This window comes from Endobacterium panacihumi (assembly GCF_050847465.1).
Classification (GTDB): domain Bacteria; phylum Pseudomonadota; class Alphaproteobacteria; order Rhizobiales; family Rhizobiaceae; genus Neorhizobium; species Neorhizobium panacihumi.
Genome location: NZ_JBOZRA010000002.1, coordinates 118,147 through 137,357, shown reverse-complemented (window position 1 = coordinate 137,357; position 19,211 = coordinate 118,147). Strand labels below are relative to the sequence as shown.

At 58.3% G+C, this 19,211-nt stretch carries 15 protein-coding genes; 11 read left to right on the top strand and 4 right to left on the bottom strand.

Annotated features, from left to right (window positions below):
- Positions 1-505: 505 nt before the first annotated feature.
- Together ACRQ1B_RS12520 and ACRQ1B_RS12515 are read left to right on the top strand one after the other, a co-directional pair.
- Positions 506-1,273, top strand: coding sequence for an SDR family oxidoreductase (locus ACRQ1B_RS12520; RefSeq protein WP_432294004.1), 768 nt, complete (start codon positions 506-508; stop codon positions 1,271-1,273).
- 186 nt (positions 1,274-1,459) lie between these two features.
- On the top strand, positions 1,460-2,608 hold the full coding sequence (locus ACRQ1B_RS12515) for an iron-containing alcohol dehydrogenase (RefSeq protein ID WP_432294003.1): 1,149 nt from the start codon (positions 1,460-1,462) through the stop codon (positions 2,606-2,608).
- Between the two features lie 57 nt (positions 2,609-2,665).
- Here ACRQ1B_RS12515 and ACRQ1B_RS12510 read toward each other — a convergent pair whose 3' ends face one another.
- Positions 2,666-3,508 carry a helix-turn-helix domain-containing protein gene (locus ACRQ1B_RS12510; RefSeq protein ID WP_432294002.1) on the bottom strand — a complete coding sequence of 281 codons (843 nt, stop codon included), beginning with the start codon at positions 3,506-3,508 and terminating at the stop codon, positions 2,666-2,668.
- A 291-nt stretch (positions 3,509-3,799) separates the two neighbouring features.
- Between ACRQ1B_RS12510 and ACRQ1B_RS12505 the strand changes: the two genes are divergently transcribed.
- Both ACRQ1B_RS12505 and rhaD read left to right on the top strand, forming a co-directional pair.
- Positions 3,800-5,071, top strand: coding sequence for an L-rhamnose isomerase (locus ACRQ1B_RS12505; protein ID WP_432294001.1), 1,272 nt, complete (start codon positions 3,800-3,802; stop codon positions 5,069-5,071).
- Entirely contained in the window at positions 5,068-5,964 is an 897-nt protein-coding gene (rhaD, locus tag ACRQ1B_RS12500) for a rhamnulose-1-phosphate aldolase (protein WP_432294000.1), read from the top strand. Before ACRQ1B_RS12505 ends, rhaD begins: the two co-directional genes overlap by 4 nt.
- A gap of 47 nt (positions 5,965-6,011) precedes the next feature.
- Here the strand turns inward: rhaD and ACRQ1B_RS12495 are convergent, their stop codons facing one another.
- Together ACRQ1B_RS12495 and ACRQ1B_RS12490 are read right to left on the bottom strand one after the other, a co-directional pair.
- Positions 6,012-6,746 (bottom strand): PspA/IM30 family protein, encoded by a 735-nt coding sequence (locus tag ACRQ1B_RS12495; RefSeq protein ID WP_432293999.1) that lies wholly within the window; start codon positions 6,744-6,746, stop codon positions 6,012-6,014.
- Positions 6,743-7,177: a YjfI family protein gene (locus tag ACRQ1B_RS12490; protein ID WP_432293998.1), complete on the bottom strand. Its 435-nt coding sequence runs from the start codon at positions 7,175-7,177 to the stop codon at positions 6,743-6,745. Before ACRQ1B_RS12490 ends, ACRQ1B_RS12495 begins: the two co-directional genes overlap by 4 nt.
- Positions 7,178-7,295: 118 nt before the next feature.
- Here ACRQ1B_RS12490 and ACRQ1B_RS12485 point away from each other — a divergent pair, with 118 nt between their 5' ends.
- The 5 genes from ACRQ1B_RS12485 to ACRQ1B_RS12465 are packed head-to-tail and all read left to right on the top strand — an operon-like array spanning position 7,296 to position 11,201.
- Positions 7,296-8,351, top strand: coding sequence for an ion channel (locus tag ACRQ1B_RS12485; protein ID WP_432293997.1), 1,056 nt, complete (start codon positions 7,296-7,298; stop codon positions 8,349-8,351).
- Positions 8,348-9,007 carry a YjfK family protein gene (locus tag ACRQ1B_RS12480; RefSeq protein WP_432293996.1) on the top strand — a complete coding sequence of 220 codons (660 nt, stop codon included), beginning with the start codon at positions 8,348-8,350 and terminating at the stop codon, positions 9,005-9,007. The genes ACRQ1B_RS12485 and ACRQ1B_RS12480 overlap by 4 nt, the downstream gene beginning before the upstream one ends.
- A 28-nt stretch (positions 9,008-9,035) precedes the next feature.
- On the top strand, positions 9,036-9,437 hold the full coding sequence (locus tag ACRQ1B_RS12475) for a DUF350 domain-containing protein (RefSeq protein WP_432293995.1): 402 nt from the start codon (positions 9,036-9,038) through the stop codon (positions 9,435-9,437).
- Between the two features lie 11 nt (positions 9,438-9,448).
- A complete protein-coding gene (locus ACRQ1B_RS12470) occupies positions 9,449-10,039 on the top strand; it encodes a DUF1190 domain-containing protein (RefSeq protein ID WP_432293994.1) in 591 nt (196 codons plus the stop codon).
- Between the two features lies 1 nt (position 10,040).
- The gene (locus ACRQ1B_RS12465) at positions 10,041-11,201 is read left to right on the top strand and encodes a glutathionylspermidine synthase family protein (RefSeq protein WP_432293993.1); all 1,161 of its coding nucleotides are present in this window, start codon (positions 10,041-10,043) and stop codon (positions 11,199-11,201) included.
- Positions 11,202-11,209: 8 nt separating this feature from the next.
- Here ACRQ1B_RS12465 and ACRQ1B_RS12460 read toward each other — a convergent pair whose 3' ends face one another.
- On the bottom strand, positions 11,210-11,779 hold the full coding sequence (locus ACRQ1B_RS12460; RefSeq protein ID WP_432293992.1) for a DJ-1/PfpI family protein: 570 nt from the start codon (positions 11,777-11,779) through the stop codon (positions 11,210-11,212).
- 273 nt (positions 11,780-12,052) lie between these two features.
- Between ACRQ1B_RS12460 and ACRQ1B_RS12455 the strand changes: the two genes are divergently transcribed.
- Together ACRQ1B_RS12455 and ACRQ1B_RS12450 are read left to right on the top strand one after the other, a co-directional pair.
- Positions 12,053-15,355 (top strand): hypothetical protein, encoded by a 3,303-nt coding sequence (locus ACRQ1B_RS12455; RefSeq protein ID WP_432293991.1) that lies wholly within the window; start codon positions 12,053-12,055, stop codon positions 15,353-15,355.
- 165 nt (positions 15,356-15,520) lie between these two features.
- The gene (locus tag ACRQ1B_RS12450; protein ID WP_432293990.1) at positions 15,521-18,886 is read left to right on the top strand and encodes a type III effector HrpK domain-containing protein; all 3,366 of its coding nucleotides are present in this window, start codon (positions 15,521-15,523) and stop codon (positions 18,884-18,886) included.
- Positions 18,887-19,211: the final 325 nt, after the last annotated feature.

Genomic DNA, 19,211 nt, shown 5'->3' with positions numbered 1-19,211 from the left:
GAAGCGTTCGGCTTTCTCGTCAAGGATGTGTCGTAAACAGGAGTTCGGTCTCGAGCCGGATGCCGAGCATCCATGCGCCTATCCCCAGGGTTACGGTCATCACGACCAAAGAAGGCGCCAGATCCTCAATCAGGGACACGGTGGTTCGGCGAACATTGTTTAAAAACGTGGGATTTCGAAACATGATCGAACCATGCCCTTGGTCGTACACTGAGATCACAGCGGAAATGCACAACCTTTGAATTCGTTCCACTGCCGGATGTGAAAAAGCCCTTTTCCCGGAATGACAGCAGAAAACTCTCTGCCCCAGCTCCAGAGCGGTGGCGAGCCGGAGACGCGGAGAGGAAGAAAATTCTCGACGGAGATGCCATGTCCGCTCTGTCGGGGCTTGTGAAAATGGTGCTACCGTCATCCCGCCCGGCAAGCCCGGGCGACGCCTGGAACACAAAATCTGGACACCGAGCCGGATTGTGTACTGACTATTCCCGTGCTTACGGAGGTAAGAATGACTTTTCCGCTTTTTGATCTTTCGGGTCTTCGGGCTCTCGTCACCGGATCGTCGCAGGGCATCGGCTACGCGCTCGCCGACGGTTTGGCTGCGCATGGCGCCGAAGTCGTGCTGAATGGCCGGGACAAGGCGAGGCTCGATGCTGCCGTCCGACAATTGACCGCTGCCGGCGCCAGAGTGTCGGCGTCCGACTTCGACGTAACCGACGCGCAGGCCGTCCGCCAGGGTGTCGATGAGATCGAAAGCAACCTCGGGCCGATTGATATCCTCATCAACAATGCAGGCATGCAGTTCCGCACGGCGCTTGAAGATTTTCCCGTCGATCGGTGGGAGCAGCTGCTGAAGACCAATGTCTCCAGCGTTTTTTACGTGGGGCAGGCGGTCGCAAAACATATGATCGGTCGGGGACGTGGCAAGATCATCAATATCGCCTCGGTGCAGAGCGAGTTGGCGCGGCCGGGCATCGCGCCTTACACAGCCACCAAGGGGGCGGTAAAGAACCTGACGCGCGGCATGTGCACCGACTGGGCCAGACACGGCCTGCAGGTCAACGCGATTGCGCCGGGCTATTTCAAGACACCTCTCAATCAGGCGCTGGTCGACAATCCCGAATTTTCATCCTGGCTGGAAAAACGTACACCAGCGGCGCGCTGGGGCAATGTCGAGGAACTCGTCGGCGCTGCCGTCTTTTTAGCCGGCAAAGCCTCGTCTTTCGTCAACGGGCATACTCTCTACGTCGATGGCGGCATAACGACGTCGCTGTAGCGCGTCATTCATTGACCAAGGCACCGCCCGATAAAATGCGCTTTCCCGTTGGTCCTTGATCCCGACCTTGAATTTACGGCCATGACGGCCGTTGCAATGTCCGAAGCGCTAAGGTCGCTTCGGCCTCCTTGCATTACTGTCGCTGCCGCAAAGACATTTGTCAGTGGGATAGAGGACAAGAGCGAGATGGCATTTCGGCTGTGTTTTCCAAAAATCAATATCAGCGGCGCCGGTAGCCTTGCGGAGGTTGCCGGCGAGCTCGCCGTGCGCGGGCTCAAGCGGCCGGTGATCGTCACCGACAAGACTCTCGTCGATGCCGGGCTGGTGGCGCCCCTTCTGGAAGGGCTGAAAGACAAGGGGATAACGCCCGTTATTTATGATGGCGTCGTGCCCAACCCGACCGTGCCGATCGTGGAAGCCGCGTACAAGGTTTTTGTCGAGCATGATTGTGACGCCATCATCGGTCTTGGCGGCGGCAGTCCCATCGATACGGCAAAGGCGGTGCGTATTCTCTCCGCCAATCCCGGGCCGATCACCCTTTACGAGGGGGTGGGAAAGGTTGCCAAGCCGGGCGCCTTCCTGCTCGCCGTCAACACCACGGCAGGAGCTGCGGCCGAGGTCACGTCCAATGCCGTCATCACCGATCCGGTCGCGCAGGTGAAGATGGTGATCATCGACGCCAACATCATTCCGGATATTTCGGTCAACGATTCCGCGATGATGACAGGCATTCCGGCCGCGACCACTGCGGCAACCGGAATGGACGCCCTCACGCACGCGATCGAGGCTTATGTGGCGAGAGGTGCGCATGTGCTGACAGACTATGCGGCGCTCGAGGCGATCCGCCTGATCGCGGCCTATCTGCCGCGCGCCGTTCAGGATGGCAACGATCTGGAAGCGCGGGAGATGATGGCCTATGGACAGTTCATTGCCGGCCTCGCCTTCAACAGTGCCGGTCTTGGGCTTGTCCACGCGATGGCGCACCAGCCCGGCGCGATCAAGGATCTGCCGCATGGGGTTTGCAACGCCATCCTGATGCCGCTCGTCGAGGAATTCAACCGGCCGCATGCGATCGGGCGGTTTGCACGCATCGCCGAAGCAATGGGTGTTGATACAGGGGTAATGAGCGTGGAAGAGGCGTCCAGGGCGGCGATCCAGGCAATCCGCGACCTGTCCGTGAAGGTCGGTATTCCAAGCGGTTTTGCACAACTCGGGGTGACGGAGGATGATTTCCCGCTTTGGGTCGAAAAAGCGCAGAAGGATCCCTGCGCGCCCGGCAATCCGGTTGCCGCCACCGATGAAGACATTCTGGCGCTATACAAAAAGGCATTGTGACGAGCCTTGCCGATATGGCGTGACGGGAGGGCCTGCCGGCGGCGGGCCTTCAAGGTTTCAGCCATGGCTGTGGCGCGGTGCGCGCCGGTATTCGCTTGGTGCCATTCCCGTCATCCTGCTGAAACTGTAGGAAAAATAGTTGCTGTCGTTGAAGCCGCAGGCGAAAGCGATGTTGGTGATGCTGTCATCGGTTGTCAGCAGTGCGCGCATCGCCTTGCCCAATCGAAGTTTCACCAGATAATTGTGGGGCGTGGTTGCGGTCGCTTCGCGAAACATCCGGCTGAAACTTCGGGATGAATATCCGAAACGGTGCGCCACAGCCTCAAGGTCGATGTCATCGGTGCAATTGTGCCTCAGGTAATTGAGCACATGTCCCAGCCGCGATGTGTTCGGCAGCCCCTGCGCATTGTTGGCAAATTGCGAACGCGACAACAGCACGGCAAGTTGATTGAACAGCGCTTCGGACATCATGTCCGACAGCGGGTCGCAACGGCGGGCCTCATTATCCAGCGCGGTGATCAATGGCTTGATCTGGGCAAGGGCTCCCTCCGTTACCTGCCAGTGATATCGTGTGCCATCGTCACTCTCTGCGAAGCGCCGCATGATCTCCCGAAAATCACAGCGGCCGGCGGCGCGGTCTGGACGGAAAAGAATGTTCGTGAGGTAGAGGTCATCAACCTGTTCATAGGCGTGGTGATCGTCCGCCCGAACATAGAAAATCTCGCCACAGGTGATGAAATGCGGTTCATCGTTCATCACATGCCAGCCGTTGCCGGAGAGAACGATCATGATCTCGCAGAAATCATGGTCATGAAGAGGAAACGGCGTCTGTGGCTGCCGCTGTTCCACGATGACGGACTGTGCGTCCGAACGAAAAAATTCCTTGGCCAAGAGCCGCATCGCATCATCACCGCTTCATCCAGGCTTTCGCAGCCAGCAGATGATCTCTAGCGCGCTCAGTCGGCACTGCCCCTGATCTCCGTCAATGCGCGGTGGCTCCCTGACGTTTGCGGCGTTGATGTGCCAAAGCCGATCGACCATCTTCAAATAATGTCACGGATTGGCAAAATTCATGTCCGCTTGTTCAAGGCGCGATGCCGCTCAGTGCCGCTAAGGTGCTGAAAAACCGGACGCCATCTGGAACCGTTTCCGGCCATCCGGCGTGCCGCCCGATCAGGAAGGAAATCTTTGATGAGCCAACCACGACAGGTCGAAACTGCCTATGCCATTGCACGCGATACCTTTGCCGAGACCGGGATCGATACAGAGGCGGCGATGAACCGGCTCGATACCATTTCCATCTCGATGCATTGCTGGCAGGGAGACGATGTTCGCGGTTTCGAAAACCCCAGCGCACAGTTGACGGGCGGTATCCAGGTCAGTGGCAACTATCCGGGAGCCGCCAGTTCGCCGGACGAATTGCGGGCCGATCTCGATTTCGCCATGGCCCAGATTCCCGGCCCCAAGCGCCTCAACCTGCATGCCATCTATCTTGAAAGTGACAAGCCGGTGGCACGCGATGCGATCGAGCCGCGTCATTTCGCGAACTGGGTGGATTGGGCCAAGGCACACAAAGTAGGGCTGGATTTCAACCCCACCTGTTTTTCCCACCCCTTGAGCGCGGACGGGCTGACACTCAGCCATCCCGATGCGGCGGTACGCGATTTCTGGATCGCTCATTGCCGGGCAAGCCGCAGGATCAGCGCTCATTTCGGCAAGGCGCTTGGCACGCCTTCGGTCATGAACATCTGGGTTCCGGATGGGATGAAGGATCTGCCGGCGGATCGTTTTGCGCCGCGCGAACGCCTTGCCCGTTCTCTGGATGACATCATCTCCGAGCCGATCTCGCGCGAGTTCCACAAGGATGCCGTCGAGAGCAAGTTGTTCGGTATCGGCGCTGAAAGCTATACCGTCGGCTCCAGCGAGTTCTGCATGGGATATGCCACCAGCCGTAACACCCTGCTTTGCCTCGATGCAGGCCATTTTCATCCGACCGAGGTCGTTTCCGACAAGCTCTCGTCCGTGCTGCAATTCGTTGATGAAGTGCTTCTGCATGTCTCACGGCCGGTGCGCTGGGATAGCGATCATGTCGTGCTGTTCGATGATGAATTGCAGGCGATCGCCAATGAACTGATCCGCGGTGAGGTTTTGGGCCGGGTCCATATCGGCCTCGATTTCTTCGATGCCAGCATCAACCGCGTCGCGGCCTGGGTGATCGGCACGCGCAACATGCGCAAGGCGCTTCTGCGGGCTCTGCTGGAGCCGGCCGCCAGGTTGAAGCGGGCGGAAGCCGAGCGCGATTTCACGATGCGGCTGGCGATGATGGAAGAAGCCAAATCAATGCCGTGGTCGGCGATCTGGGATTTCTATTGCCTCAGCAGAAACGTGCCGGTCGGCATCGCCTGGCTGGATGAGGTCAAAACTTACGAGCGCAACGTGCTGAGCAAACGAAAGGCCGCATGATCATGACACTGCACACCGCAAATTCCTGGTTCGTCACCGCGATGGTGAAGGCGACATCGGACATGTGGCTGAAGGGATGGGACGAGCGCAATGGCGGCAATGTCAGCCTGCGTCTGCTGCCCGAAGATGTTGCTCCGTATCTGGCGCAGTGGCCGGCAAGCCGGAGTGCGCCGATCAGCGATCCTGTTCCCGAACTTGCCGGCCAATATTACATCGTTACCGGAACGGGCAAATATTTCCGCAATGTCCAGCTTGATCCGGCCGCCAACCTCGGCATCGTCCAGGTGGCGCCTGATGGTGCATCGGTCAGGATTTTGTGGGGATATGCCGATGGCGGGGCGCCGACGTCGGAACTTGCCTCACATCTGAAATCGCACCGCACCCGCCAGAAGGTGAGCAATGGTCTCGACCGTGTCATCATGCACTGCCATGCCACCAATCTTCTCGCGTTGACCTATGTGTTGGACCTCGATCCGGTCAACGTTACCCGCGCGTTATGGGAGGCCAGCACCGAATGCCTTGTCGTATTCCCGAAAGGGGTGGGCACGATGAGCTGGCTGGTGCCGGGTACGGATGTGATCGGTGATGCGACCGCCGAAAAAATGGCAGATCACACGCTGGTTCTGTGGCCGTTCCACGGCATTTTCGGCACGGGCGAAACGCTCGACGAGACCTTTGGTCTGATCGATACGGCGGAAAAAGCCTCGGAGGTCCTCGTCAAGGTTCTGTCCATGGGCGGGGCCCGGCAGACGATCTCGACGCAAAACCTGATCGATCTGGCTGCCCGATTTGGCGTCGAGCCGATGGAGGAAGCAATCGCACTGGAGCGATGGCGACTGGCCGGCGAACAAACGGTGCTCCAGACGACGTTCAAGGATCGGAAAGCCGGTTAACGCAGCAAAAGACGGCCCGGACCTGTTCTCGATCCGGGCCTGTCGTATCAGTAGGTCTTTTCGCTCGGCGCAGGCAGCAGCACCTGTTCACCCGAACCGGTGGGCGCCATCAGCTGCCTGAGAATATCGTCGGCAGACTGGCTGGAGCCGCCAATCCCGGCTTCCCGAAGCTGACGATCGAGATCGTTGCCGTTTTCAAGGGCTGCGAGTTCAGCGCCAGCTTCGATACGTCCGGCCGTCATTTCCTGGCGCTTCTTGATGCGCTCCAGGCTTTCAACGGCGCTGCCGAGGCGGGTGTTGATGCCCGACTGGCTATGGGCAATTGCAGACTGCGCCTTCAGCAGAGACTCGTTGGCTTTGACATTTTCGACTTCGCGCTTCATCTGCGTGATGCGGGCTTCGGTGTCCTGGATGGTGCGCAGCATCTGCTGCTGGCGCGGCATCAGGCGGTCGAGTTCCTCCTGGTCACGCTGCACTTCGGAACGGATGGTGGAGATGCGCTGGGCGAGGCCCTGAGCAAGGTCCATGCGGCCGGCGGCAACCGCGGAACGGGCGCTGTCGCTGTCCTTGGTTTCCTTGGCGCGGTTTTCTTCCAGCCGGCGGGCAACGCTTTTGTTGGATGCCATGATGCCCGCGAGATCGGAGCGCGCCTGCCGCAGCGACTGTTCGGCATCGCGGATTTCCTGATCGAGAATACGCATGGCCTGACTGTCGGCAACGGACTCGGCCGCTTCGTTGACGCCGCCGCGGATGGCGGTGAAAATCTTGCTCCAGGTGCTCATGCGTCAAACTCCCCATTCTTCCATTCGGCAATCATGTCGGCCGCATCAACGGCATTGGCAGCCAGGACCGCAACCTCTTCTACGATGATTTCGGCACGCGAACGGGCAGACAGCGAACCGAACAGCTCGTACCATTCCTCGCCGTTGACCGTCGTGATGCCAAAACTGGAAAGCGGGACGAACTTGTGCGTCTTCAGCACCATGCGCTCGAAGGCTTCGCGGTTGGGCACGTCCTTGCAGGGGGTGAGAATGACACTGGCCAAGATGTCGCGTTCGCCGCTCAGCGCGACGAAGACATCGAGGTCGCCTTTTTCCTTGAGTGTGACGCAGAGAACGTCGCCATGAGCGGGTACGCTGACGTCGACGTCACCAAGCGCCTCCGGATCGGCGGCGAACAGGCGCGTCAGGGTGGTAAGGGTCCAGGTCTCCAAAAGAGTCCTCCATCGGTTGAAAGGGCGAAAGGTATCTGGGTATTCGGGTCTATACTTAAAGGTCTTCTGCACTAATTAATTGCGCGTGGATTTATCCACTGGGCACGGGGATTGTCGATTGCTGTTTATCGCGACTTTTTTGCGGCGCGTATATCTGTCGCTGGGCGAGCTGGCTTGGTCGGCACTTGTTCTTATTTTAGTGATTCATGTTTTTGTTTCCTATCTGCTTTTCTTTGTTGCAGGCGAAAGCGATCTGGTCTCCAATCCGATCGATTTCATCTACTATTACATGGTGACGGCAACCACCGTCGGTTACGGTGACCTGTCTCCCAAATCGGGCTTAGGCCGCATCATTGCCATTGTCTTCGTGCTTCCCGGCGGCATCGCCATATTCACCGCCGTTCTTGGCAAACTGTTGACGGGAATTGGGACGGTCTGGAGAAACCGCATGCGTGGACTGGGTGATTATACGGAACGTTCGGGGCACATCGTCGTGCTGGGCTGGCAGGATGGGCAAACCCACCAGACATTGAGGCTTCTCAACGCCGAACGTCTTGCTGGAGAACCGATGAGCGTGCTCATCGCCAAGGACATTGCCGAAAATCCGGCAGCCGATTGTGCCGATTATATCCGCACCGAAAGACTTGCGGATGCCGACGTGCTGACCAGAGCCGGTGGACCGGGAGCACGCACGATTATCGTGCGCGGTGCCAATGACGATGAGACACTGGCCGCTGTCCTGATTGCCGAGGACCATGCCCCGAACGCCCACATTGTTGCCTATTTTGCCGATGATCGCACCGCGCAGATGGTCAAGCAGTTGCGGCCGCGTGTCGAGGCCGTCGGATCGCTGGCGGAAGAGCTTCTGTCGCGTTCGGCGCGTGATCCGGGTTCATCCGAAGTCGCTGCGCGTCTCCTGTCCGTTGCGTCGAAGGATACGGCCTTTTCCCTGCCGGTTCCCGCCTTGCAGACGCCGCTGCGCTACGGCGATATTTTCCTGAACCTCAAGCGCCGTCATAATGTGACTCTGGTTGGCATGCTTAGCAACGGCGTGACGGATCTGAACTGCCGTGATGCAGCCGTGCTGCAGGGCGGCGAAACCCTTTATTACATCAGCGGAATGCGGCTGGACCCGGCCGCCATCGGCTGGGACCTTCTCGGAGAAACATCATGATCGGCTGGTTCGGCAAGAGTAAAAACGAGGCAGCGTTGCCGAAGGAACTTGGTCCGCTGGGCGCCGGGATCGGTGGAGCGCTTGAGATCGATTTCCTTTCGCTCGAAGCGGATGCGCTGGGCGGCGAACCTGCCATGGCCCTGCCGAAAAGCGGTTCTTTCATTATCGCGGCTTACGGCGAGGTCGAACTGGATGCCTCCACGATCCTGTCGCGTTATTACGATGAAGATCACCGCCTGATCCAGGTGATCTCGACCACCGGCAAGCCGGGCGACCCTGTCGATGATATCAGCTTCTACCACCCGTGGGACAGTGTCGTGCCCGCGGGTCCCGGCGACTGGAACCGCTGGACAGGGCCGGAGGGCATGATCGGCCAGCCGAGTTATGATGCCGACGGGATCGTCTACAATCGCTTCTGGAGCGAGGGGCCGGGGCGCGCCGACCTCGTGCAGTTCGTCGAGACCGTCGATGACGGTGAGACACAGCGTGAAATCCACCAGACCTGCATGCTTTATTATCGCCCGCTCGGCACGGCCCGCGAAATGCTGCTGATCAATGTCGAGCGCGATCTCAACTATGCTCAGGCGCAGGCCGGCAGTTCCGTCGAATTCCTGATCGGTTACGGGCTTGGGCCTGCCGATGTCCGCCGCGTCTGACGATCCATTATTTCAAGAGGGGAATTTCATGTTCGATTACGTCGCGGGCCTGCCCGCTTTTCTGGGCTATTTCTTCATCGGCCTGATCGCCTACGGCGCTTTTGCAGCCATCTACACGCGGCTGACGCCGCATAAGGAAGCGGAACTGATCCGCGAGGGAAATCTCGCGGCGGTCACGGCATTTCTTGGCGCGCTGATCGGCTTTAGTCTGCCGCTGGCTTCGGCGGCAGCCCATTCCGTCAGCGTCGTCGATTATATCATCTGGACGGTCATCGGCATCCTGGCGCAGGTTCTGGCTTTTTACATCGCGAATTTCACGATGAAGGACCTGCATGAGAAGATCACCAGCGGCAGCGTTGCCGCCGGCCTCTGGGGGGGCGGTATCGCGCTGGCCGTCGGTATTCTCAACGCCGCCTGCATGACTTATTGAGGGAGGGCCTGATGCGCAGACGTCTCAGCGGCCGCAGGCCGCCCATACTCGCTCTTGGCACCATCGCCGCATCCAGCCTCATCCTTACGGGCTGTGGTGAGGATACGCCTTCGGACACGATGTACTCTTCGCCAGAGCAATGCATCTCCGCAGGTCTCGACCGTCAGTTGTGCCAGACGGCCTACGAGGATGCCATGAAGGCGCACCTCGCCAATGCGCCGCGCTTCAACGTCAAAGGTGAATGCGAAATGGTTTACGGCGATAACCAGTGTTCGGAACAGCGCTCAAATGGCAGTTCGTTCTTTACACCATTCATGACCGGTTACCTTCTGTCATCGACCATCAACAACATCACCGACTACTACAGCTATCGCCGGCGGCAGGAGCAGAGCGGATCGTCCTACGGCTCTTCCGGCTCCTATTGGGGCTCGTCGCCGATCTACCGCAACCGCTCGGGCCAGACGGTGACGACGGTCGGCACCGGAAGTAGCCGGGATACCGCGATCACGACGACACGGCCGACCAAGCCGGTGAACGTCAACACCCGCAGCGTTTCGCGCTCCGGATTCGGCGGTCGTTCCTCCTTCGGTTTCGGCGGCTGATATGAAGCGCATCAGCATTCCGGCACGCACCGACTGGCGCGACCTGGCGCGCGCCGTCGGTTTCGGCTTTCACGAGATGTATGGCGAGCCCTATTGGGTCGATGATGCGGCCTACCTGTTTTCGCTGGAGGAACTCGAGACGAAGATCGAGGCGCCGAGCCAGGACCTGCACGATATGTGCATGGATATGGTCGGTGATATCGTGGCGAGCGAGGAGCTGCTGGATCGCCTGGCGATCTCGCAGGATCTGCGGGATGTGGTTTTGCGCTCCTGGCAGCGTGGCGACCGTCATCTTTATGGGCGCTTCGATCTTGCCTATGATGGCACCGGGCATGCCAAACTGTTGGAATACAATGCCGATACGCCAACCTCGGTGTTCGAGACGGCTTACTTTCAGTACAATTGGCTGACGGATCAGATCCTCGCCGGCCGTCTGCCCGAGGATGCCGATCAGTATAACCTGCTGCAGGAAAGTCTGGTCGAGGCCTTCGAAGCCTTTTCCAAGGAGCCGATCTTCCACTTCGCCGCGATGAACGACAACGAAGAGGATCGCGGCACCACGGTCTATCTGATGGACTGTGCCTTGCAGGCCGGTCACCGTGTCGAGCTTCTGGATATTCGCGACATCGGTATCGACGACCAAGGGCGCTATACCGATCTGCAGGACCGCGTCATCGATCGCTGTTTCAAGCTCTATCCCTGGGAGCACATGCTGCGCGAGCCTTATGCCCGGCAACTTGCAGGGTCCGGCGATGTCTTTATCGAACCGGCGTGGAAAGCGGTTTTGTCCAACAAGGGGCTTTTGCCGCTTCTGTGGCAGCGCTACCGTAATCACCCCAATCTGCTCGCCAGCTTTTTTGCGGACGATCCCGAAGCGTCAAGCCTGCGTGACTATGTACGCAAACCGCTTCTGTCTCGCGAGGGTGAGAACGTCACCATTTTTCAGGACGGTCGCGAACTGGCATCCGCTCCGGGTGATTACGGCGAGGAAGGTTTTGTCGTGCAAGCCTATGCTCCACTTTTCGAGAGCGAGGCCGGTTTTGCCGTGCTCGGAAGCTGGGTCGTTGGTGACCGGGCCTGCGCTCTCGGCATCCGCGAGGATCGCTCACGCATCACGGCCAATCTGTCGCGTTTCGTGCCGCATGTGATCATGGACGAGTGATGCTGCGCCTATCTGTGTTCGGCTGAAAACGGCAGAAGTTCTTCTTCTGCCGTGGCATCCCACACACCCAGCCCTTTCAGCACTTCGACCGTAAACGTGTAGGGGGCGGTTCCGGCCGCCGTCACGACGCCGTCGGCGTGAACAGCTCTGGGACCATCGACATACAGATCACTGCCGGCATAGGCAGGGTATTGCTGATGTGAGCCGATCCGGTTGCCGGTGTGCTTGACATCGTTCAGTATGCCGGTGCCGGCCAGCATGCTGGCCGCGGCACAGATGCCGGCAACCATCTTCTTCTCATCGCGGAAGGCGCGGACCAGATCAGGCAGCTTTTCCGGCACGCGCCTGTTTTCCCAGGCAAGTCCGCCGGGGACGACAAGTGCGTCGAAATCCTGCGTTTTGATCTGGTCATAAGACATGTCCGGCGTGACGTTCAATCCGCCCATCGAGCTTACTGGCCCGCCATCGGCCGTTGCGGTTCTGATTGTGACACCGAGGTAGCTGCGCGCAGTGGCCATCAGCAGTGCGCATTCCCAGTCGGCGAATTCCGGTGTCAACGCCACCACGATTGTCGTCATCCTATACTCTCCAGGCAGATCGCCTCCAATGAGCGCGAATATTTGGCGGAATTTGATAGTTTGGCGGCAAGATAGCGGCTGCAGCCCTTGGTGGCAATTTGCCTGTGGCCCAAACCTGAGCAAGACCGACCTCCCTGCAAAATCCCCCGCACTTGGCGAGTGTCAATTAAAAAACCCCTAAAATGTCATGGGTCTGTCATCGGCGGCAGAAATAGTCGGCCATCCTCGCGCTGTGTTCGCGCTCACCCACCCCCAAGGATGGAGGACATTTCCATGCGTCTCGAAAACAATGCCCGCACTCAGGATAACAATCCGCTCGGTCCGGATGGCAACCTGTTCGACACTATCCTGCGGGTTGCCCAGAAGCGTGACGACAAGGAAAAGCCGGGCTATCGCATGGCGACCGACAATGAGGTTTGGCCTGATGTGCGCGATACCGAGATCGTCGATGTGCCTGAAGAGGCGAAAACCAGGGACGGGGCGACCGGTGAAGACGTGATCGCCTTCAAGGCGGATGGCGAAACCGTTGTTGTGAAGCGGGACGTCAACCCGCGCCTTTTTGACTATATCGAAGGCATCAAGGGCATGGCCGGTGCCGAGATGAACACGATGCAGCAGCGCGACGAGCGCATTCTGCGCAATGACGAGACGGTGCCGTTGCAGGACCTCAAGGATATCACCGCATGGATGGTGGACGGTGAGGTCCTGACCTATACGGCCAAGGACAAGGACGGCAAGGGCATTGCCATCAGTAAGGAGCTGACGCCTGATTTCTTCGACAAGGTCGATGCCCTGCAGAAGGGCAATGACGAGGGCTTTGCGCTGAAGACCGACGGTGCGCTGATCTCGCCGGAAGATCTGGCCAAGGCCGAGATCCTGCCGCCGGATGAGCGCAATGGCTTTATCGGCCTTACCGTTAATGGAGAGAAAATCCACGTCTCCGAAGAGGTGACACCGGAGGTCTATGATCAGGTGAGCACCTACCAGAAAAGCCAGGCCGATATCAAAGCCTCGGAAAAGGATGGCTACAAGCTGGCAGGGCCGACCGACTACCCGGACGACAAGGACATCGTGCGCTGGGGCATGGCTGACGAGTTCGACAACGGCATCATCCGTTTCGAGACGAAGAACGGCGACAAGTTCGTCGTGTCCGAACTGACCAACAAGCCGCTTTATGATCGCATCGTTGAAAAGGCGGAAGGTACGCAGTCCGGTGACGTCGATTCCATCCGGAAGGATTTCGGCATCCCGTCTCCTTCCGAACTCAGCGTTTTCGAGCAGAAGACAAATGTCGATGTCGATGAGAAGGATGCCAGCAAGGGCAAGCTGACCGTTTCGGAACTCGCGACCAAAAGCCTGATCGAGGATTACCGCAAGGGCGTCGAGGACGGCTCGATCGCCAAGGATGATCCGCGGGCGAAACTGGTGCGGGCGTTGGAAGCCAAGAGCGCCTTCGAAAACGGTCGCGGCATTACCGGTTATGAAGAGACGCAGGGCCTGTTTGGCGGAACGTGGCGCGAGAGCAATGACGAACAGACCCAGCTGACCAGCGCCGACATGCAGGACATCATCGATGGTCATTCCCTCGATACCTCGCTCGAGGAACTGTTCTCCGACCCGACCATCTCCAAGGATTACAGCGCCAGGATGGAAGATGCGATCGGCAAGATCGATCATGAAGGGCTGGAGAAGAAGCTCGAAGACCTCGTGTTCGGCAAGGACTCCAAATACATGGAGTATATTGCCGAGTTGAAGGAGCAGGGCCTCACCCATGCCGCACAGGCGGATATCGCCCAGGTGGTGCAGAGCCTTTCGGCGCTCGATCCGGAAAAAGGCAAACAGGCCGCTGCCCAATTGCAGACCGACGCGCTGACCATGGATTTGAATAATCTCGTCGCCAATCCTGACACGATTTCCGAGGTCAACAAGACGCAGGCGACCAAGGATCTGTTCGGTCTCCTGAAGGCGATTTTCAAGCAGGAAAGCTTCGATGTGCCGCGCCGTACGATCGAGACCATCGAAAAATTCATCGAGGGTTTCATCAACGGTAATGTCGATGAAAAGGCGGTCATGAAGGCTGTCAACGGCGCGGCGCAGGAAGCGGCCGCCAATGGCGGTCATATCCCGAAAGAATCGCTCGACAAATACAAGGCCTTCATCCCGATGAAGGATCAGGAAGGTTTTGTCGGTTTCATGGGCAAGATCAACAGCATGGGTCTGCTCGGCTCACTTGGCGGCGGCGTATCGCTGATCTCCGGCATCTACCAGCTGGCGGGCAAGGGAGGGGCTTTGGCCGATACGCCGATCGAACGTCTGGCGGTCGCCAAGGACTTCATCAGCTTTGTCGGCGCCACTTCGCATTTCACCACACTCGGCGACTCCATCACCAAGGCACTGGGTGGAGAGGGCAAGATGGCCGATGTGCTCGGCCTCAAACAGTCCGTGCCGGAAATCTGGGGCGACAAGGGCCTGAACGGTCAGGCGCTGAAGGACTCGGTGCCCAAGAACATTTACGTTCTGCCGGAAATCGAGCTGCAGAATTTCGACAAGTTCACCGCCGACGCGACCCGTGAGATCAATCAGGCCGCTGACCGCATCGCCACCGGGCAGGGCGTCAACGGCAGCAAGTTCATCGAGAATTTCGATCCCGACGTGGTCGATGGCGTGCAGACGACCGTCGAAACCCAGGCCAAGGCTGCGGGCCTCAGCAATCTCGACAATCTCAAGAATATCGGCAAGACCGTCACCCGCGTTCTCGGGCCCGTCGCCGATACGTTTGGCGGCATCGCGGATATCGTTCTCGGCGCCTTCACCATCAAGGATGCGGTGGCGAGCGGCAGTGATCTCGGCAAGGCTGCCGGCAGCCTGCAGGTTATCGGTGGCGCAGCGGGCCTTGCGGCAGGCGGGATCGGTATAGCCGGCGCCTTCGGCATCGGCGGCGCCGCTCTCGGTGCTGCCGCAGCACCGCTGTTCCTTGTCGGGGTGGCGCTGTTGGGCATCGGCGGCATTGTCGGCTATTTCCTCGACCATGAAAAGAAGCAGAAGGCGACCGATGCCGAAGGTCAGTGGTACAAGGACCTCGCCGACGATGGTCTTCTAAAAGGCGATTGGGGCGACAAGGTCGAATACGCCCGTTATTCCTCCTATCGTTACGGCGAGCGCGACGCCCCGGAAGGCGAGAGCATCTACGATTTCCAGAAGGACGAATGGGAGCACTTCAAGGAAACGCCGCAGGACGACGGGTCCTCCAGCAACCGTCTGGATGAAGAACTCCATGTCGACAAGGAAATGGCTGGATACCAGCGCGCGTTCTACGACGAGAACCGTGACGTCATCGAGACGATCCGCTCCAAATGGGACGACTGGAACGGTTCCGACAGCATCGTCAGCGACAAGGATTTGCGCAAATATGCGGCCGACGAAGGGCGGTCCAAAGAGGATCGCGAGGCCGCGCAGTTCCTGCTCGATAACAAGGGTTTCTTCGACCTTCTCGATATCAGCGCCCACGACAACGGCAAGGACGGCAAGATCAGCAATAACGATCTGAATGCCTGGCTGGGTAAGGTTGGCGTCTGACATGCCGACCCTGGCGAATGGCTGGCGGTAACCGTTCCGCGCTCCTCTCCTGGATGTCCGGAAACGGCGTTTTTGTCACAAGCACTTCATATCCCTGCTTGTAAGGTTAACGCAATCATAAATCATATTTAAGCGATAAATCACATTAGGTGGGAGACGCATCACATGTCGAAAGTGTCCAAATCTGCAAGCAGCCCGGTAGATTCCTCGTCGGTCGATCCTGAGAACACCAAGGCATGGGAAGAAGCACAACAGCAGGCAAAAGATGCAGGTATCCGCTGGGAGCGGCCAGCCAATGATACCCGCTCTGCCGAAGAGATCATAAATGACAGTCCTATCCTGAAGAATCTCGGCAACCAGAGTGGTGTGAGAGATTCTCTGGAGGAGCGCGTCGGCGGCGACATCGAAACTGACGCCGATGCCGCCTACCGCGCCGTGCAGGTGCTCGAACATATCGAGAGATTCGATGCCGACGGAAATCGTATCGTCGGCGGCGATGTCGACAATGGTGAGGTCAACGGTTTCAGCAAGGGCGGCGATGCCTATAACGGCACCGAGGCCGGTCGTCTTCAGGATTTCGGCAAATACGGTTTTTCCAACCTGAAAGGCGAGTTGCAGGACGTCACTTCTGCCGCTGATGATCCTGAAGCACGCAAGCAGGCCGAAGATCTTGGCATCAAATGGGAACGCCCGGAAGGTGACGACCGCTCTGCACAGGATATCATCGACAATGATCCGCTTCTGAAAAACCTCGGCAATCAAAGCCAGGTCAAGGACATGCTGAAGGAGCGGGTTGGCGATTTCGAGAAGGATGCCGATGCCGCCTATCGCGCCAGTCAGGTTCTTCATCATGTTGAACGTTTCGATGAGAACGGCAAGGAAATAGCCAACAACGACGTTGCCAATGGCGAGATCAATGGTTTCAGCAACAGCAACGAGGCCTATCACGGCACGGAAGCTGGCCGTTTGCAGGATTTCGGCAAACACGGCTTTGAGAGCCTCAAGGGCAAGATGTCGAATCCGGATACGGTCGGCGAGGACAAGCAGGCCCGTGAGGCCGCCGAGAAGGCCGGCATCAAGTGGGAACTGCCCGAAGGTGACAAGCGCTCGGCGCAAGACATTATCGACGACAATCCGGTGCTGAAGAACCTCGGCAACCAGAGCGGTGTCAAGGACAAGCTCAAGGAACGGGTCGGTGACTTCGAAAAGGATGCCAATGCGGCCTATCGCGCGGCACAGGTCATAGACCGCGTCACGCTCTATAACGAGAAGGGCGAAACCCAATCGGGCGATGGCGTTTCGAATACTAGCATCGACGGCTTCAGCAATAGCAACGAAGCCTACAACGGCACGGAAGCCGGCCGGCTACAGGATTTTGGCAAATACGGTTTCGAAAACCTCCCGGAAGCGACAAAAACGGACGACATCAAATCTTACAAGGACTTCCTCGACAAGAACAAGGATGCCGACGATACGTCCAAGACGCTTGCCAAATACGGCGCGTTGATCGACCAAAATTACGACCTGATCAAGAACAAGACCGGGGTCGACGGCGAAGTTACCGCGGAATCTCTAAAGCGTTACGCGGACGAAAATCCGCAGATCGGCGACGATCTCAAGGAGGCGCTGAACTTCTTCTCGAAGCCCGGTGCATTCGGCAAGATGGAAACAGCCGCCGATCCTTTGAAATACAAGCCTGACGGCAAGCTGAGCAAGGGCGACGTGACAAGCTGGATCTCGACGCAGGCACCGAAGGATGCAGGATCGGCAATCGAATTTCTGTCTGGCGCCATCAACGACAACATCGTCAGCGGCACCGATACAAGCAAGTTCACCAAGGACATGCTTGAAAATCCCGGAAAATATTCCACTGAAGACAAGGCCGCAGCGCTCCAGGAATTGCTGGCCGCGCAAGAACTTATCATCAAGGGCGGCCAGGCATCCATGTGGGGTGATGACTACGGCAAGGTTGCGATCGCCAACCGCGCGCGCACCAACCCGGATCCAAACGAGATCATGAAGGATCTTAATCAGCAGATCGAAACTCTTAAAAGCGATCCCGCTGTTGTGGAGCACCTGAACAAGAAGGGTGCTGAAACCGTCAAGACCATTTTCGAAGACAGCCCCGGCCTGAAGGACGCTGTGCAGAAGACCTACGACGACGAGATCAAGACCGGCAAGTCGCTCGACAAGCTGTGGGACACCCACACAAAAGACGGCAAGACCGACCAACAAACCGCACTCGGCGAATTCTTCTCTTCAGCCAGCCTTTATCAGGACATTCTGGGCACCAAGGACGTCAAGGTCATCCAGGATGCCGTGGCCTCATCAGACCATGCCCAGGATTTCAAGAATTTCTACAAGGACTCGATCGCGTCTGGCAAACGTCTGGAAGAGTTGATGAAGGATGCGACACCCGAAGAGGCGATGAGCGTCTTCAGTATGGAAGTCGGACTTTACAACTCCGCGCTGGATCCGGAATTCACCGCTGGCCTGGAGACGCAGCTGGAGGACAATTTCAACAAGTTCGCCCGCGAGAATACCTTCAAGGACGGTAGTTTCGACGATCTCAAGACTGCCTATGGCATAAATGGCGGCGACGAATTGGATGAGGCAAAGGTAGAGAAGGCGGTCGATGCTCTTCTCAACGATAGCCCAGAGCTCATTACCAATCCCGATGGCACTGTCCCGACCAAAGATCAGCTCATGGCAGGGATCCGCGGCAGCTGGGATACACTGAGACAGGGCGTCAAGTCCTTGTCCGAAATGAAGGTCGACTGGCTGAGTCCGGACGTCAAGAAGCTTGCCGACAAGGGTGTGCTGCATGGTGTCAGCGGCATCATGATGGGTGGCATCGCGATTGCCAAGGGCGTCCAGGCAGGCGGCCAGCCGAACGAAAAGGCCATCGTCGACATCACCACGGCTTCGGTTCAGACGGTGACCCTGCTGACCGAGGGCGGAATCAAGAACTATAAGGATTACGTCAAGAACGTCGCGGACAAACATCCGGACTCTGCCATGGGCAAGAGATTCGGTAAGATGACCAGTGACCAGATCACGGAATACATCGACACCAAGGTCACCCCGAAGGAGAATTTTGCAAAGGGGGTAGGCGGCTTTGCAGGCATTGTTGCGGGAGCGTACGGCATTTTCGACGGCGTAAACGCGATCCGCAGAGGCGAAACGGCCAGTGGCGGTGTTTCGGTCGCGATGAATTCCATCGGATTGATCTCAAGCACCGCGTCCGCGATCGAGGGCACTATCGGTGCCATCGCTCCACGGCTCCTGAGCAGCTTCCCCTTTGCGGCGACGGCCGGCGTGCTCGGCTTTATCGGTGCGGGCGCCGCGATGCTCGGCATGTTTCTTCCCGGGCTCATCGCGGAAGGGCAACAACAGGCCAAACAGGATCGTTTCGGCGATCTGCTCGGCGACTATCTGACCAAGTACGAAATCGACGGTGTTCCCAACGGGGATATCAACGACTTGCCGGATAGCGCCTGGCCGGATAGCGACAGCGGAATCGCCTCGTAAGAACGATTTCGGCGCGAGGTCTCCTTGGACAGGCCGAGCAGACGATGATTGCAGCAAGGGGGCACATGGCCCCCTTTTCGCGTTCAGATCGTATTGATGCCGAGGTGGTCGCTGACCACCTCACAGGACTTGCGTAAAGAGCAAAAGAACCGGAGCAGGCCATTACAGCACGTCGCAGCTAATCTGCGCCATTCTGTTGGCTTAGACGGAGTCGGATATTCGTTCGGCCGTCGCGTGTCGTAGCCAAAGCATACGGCCAAGCCGGCCGAACGAATGGGCGGCCCCCGTATCAGCCAACCCCGAAGGAACCGGGCATCTTTCCGCC

Coding starts and splice junctions, on each gene's coding strand:
- ACRQ1B_RS12520 (WP_432294004.1), top strand. CDS start 506: ATGACTTTTCCGCTTTTTGATCTTTCGGGTCTTCGGGCTCTCGTCACC.
- ACRQ1B_RS12515 (WP_432294003.1), top strand. CDS start 1,460: ATGGCATTTCGGCTGTGTTTTCCAAAAATCAATATCAGCGGCGCCGGT.
- ACRQ1B_RS12510 (WP_432294002.1), bottom strand. CDS start 3,508: ATGCGGCTCTTGGCCAAGGAATTTTTTCGTTCGGACGCACAGTCCGTC.
- ACRQ1B_RS12505 (WP_432294001.1), top strand. CDS start 3,800: ATGAGCCAACCACGACAGGTCGAAACTGCCTATGCCATTGCACGCGAT.
- rhaD (WP_432294000.1), top strand. CDS start 5,068: ATGATCATGACACTGCACACCGCAAATTCCTGGTTCGTCACCGCGATG.
- ACRQ1B_RS12495 (WP_432293999.1), bottom strand. CDS start 6,746: ATGAGCACCTGGAGCAAGATTTTCACCGCCATCCGCGGCGGCGTCAAC.
- ACRQ1B_RS12480 (WP_432293996.1), top strand. CDS start 8,348: ATGATCGGCTGGTTCGGCAAGAGTAAAAACGAGGCAGCGTTGCCGAAG.
- ACRQ1B_RS12475 (WP_432293995.1), top strand. CDS start 9,036: ATGTTCGATTACGTCGCGGGCCTGCCCGCTTTTCTGGGCTATTTCTTC.
- ACRQ1B_RS12470 (WP_432293994.1), top strand. CDS start 9,449: ATGCGCAGACGTCTCAGCGGCCGCAGGCCGCCCATACTCGCTCTTGGC.
- ACRQ1B_RS12465 (WP_432293993.1), top strand. CDS start 10,041: ATGAAGCGCATCAGCATTCCGGCACGCACCGACTGGCGCGACCTGGCG.
- ACRQ1B_RS12460 (WP_432293992.1), bottom strand. CDS start 11,779: ATGACGACAATCGTGGTGGCGTTGACACCGGAATTCGCCGACTGGGAA.
- ACRQ1B_RS12455 (WP_432293991.1), top strand. CDS start 12,053: ATGCGTCTCGAAAACAATGCCCGCACTCAGGATAACAATCCGCTCGGT.
- ACRQ1B_RS12450 (WP_432293990.1), top strand. CDS start 15,521: ATGTCGAAAGTGTCCAAATCTGCAAGCAGCCCGGTAGATTCCTCGTCG.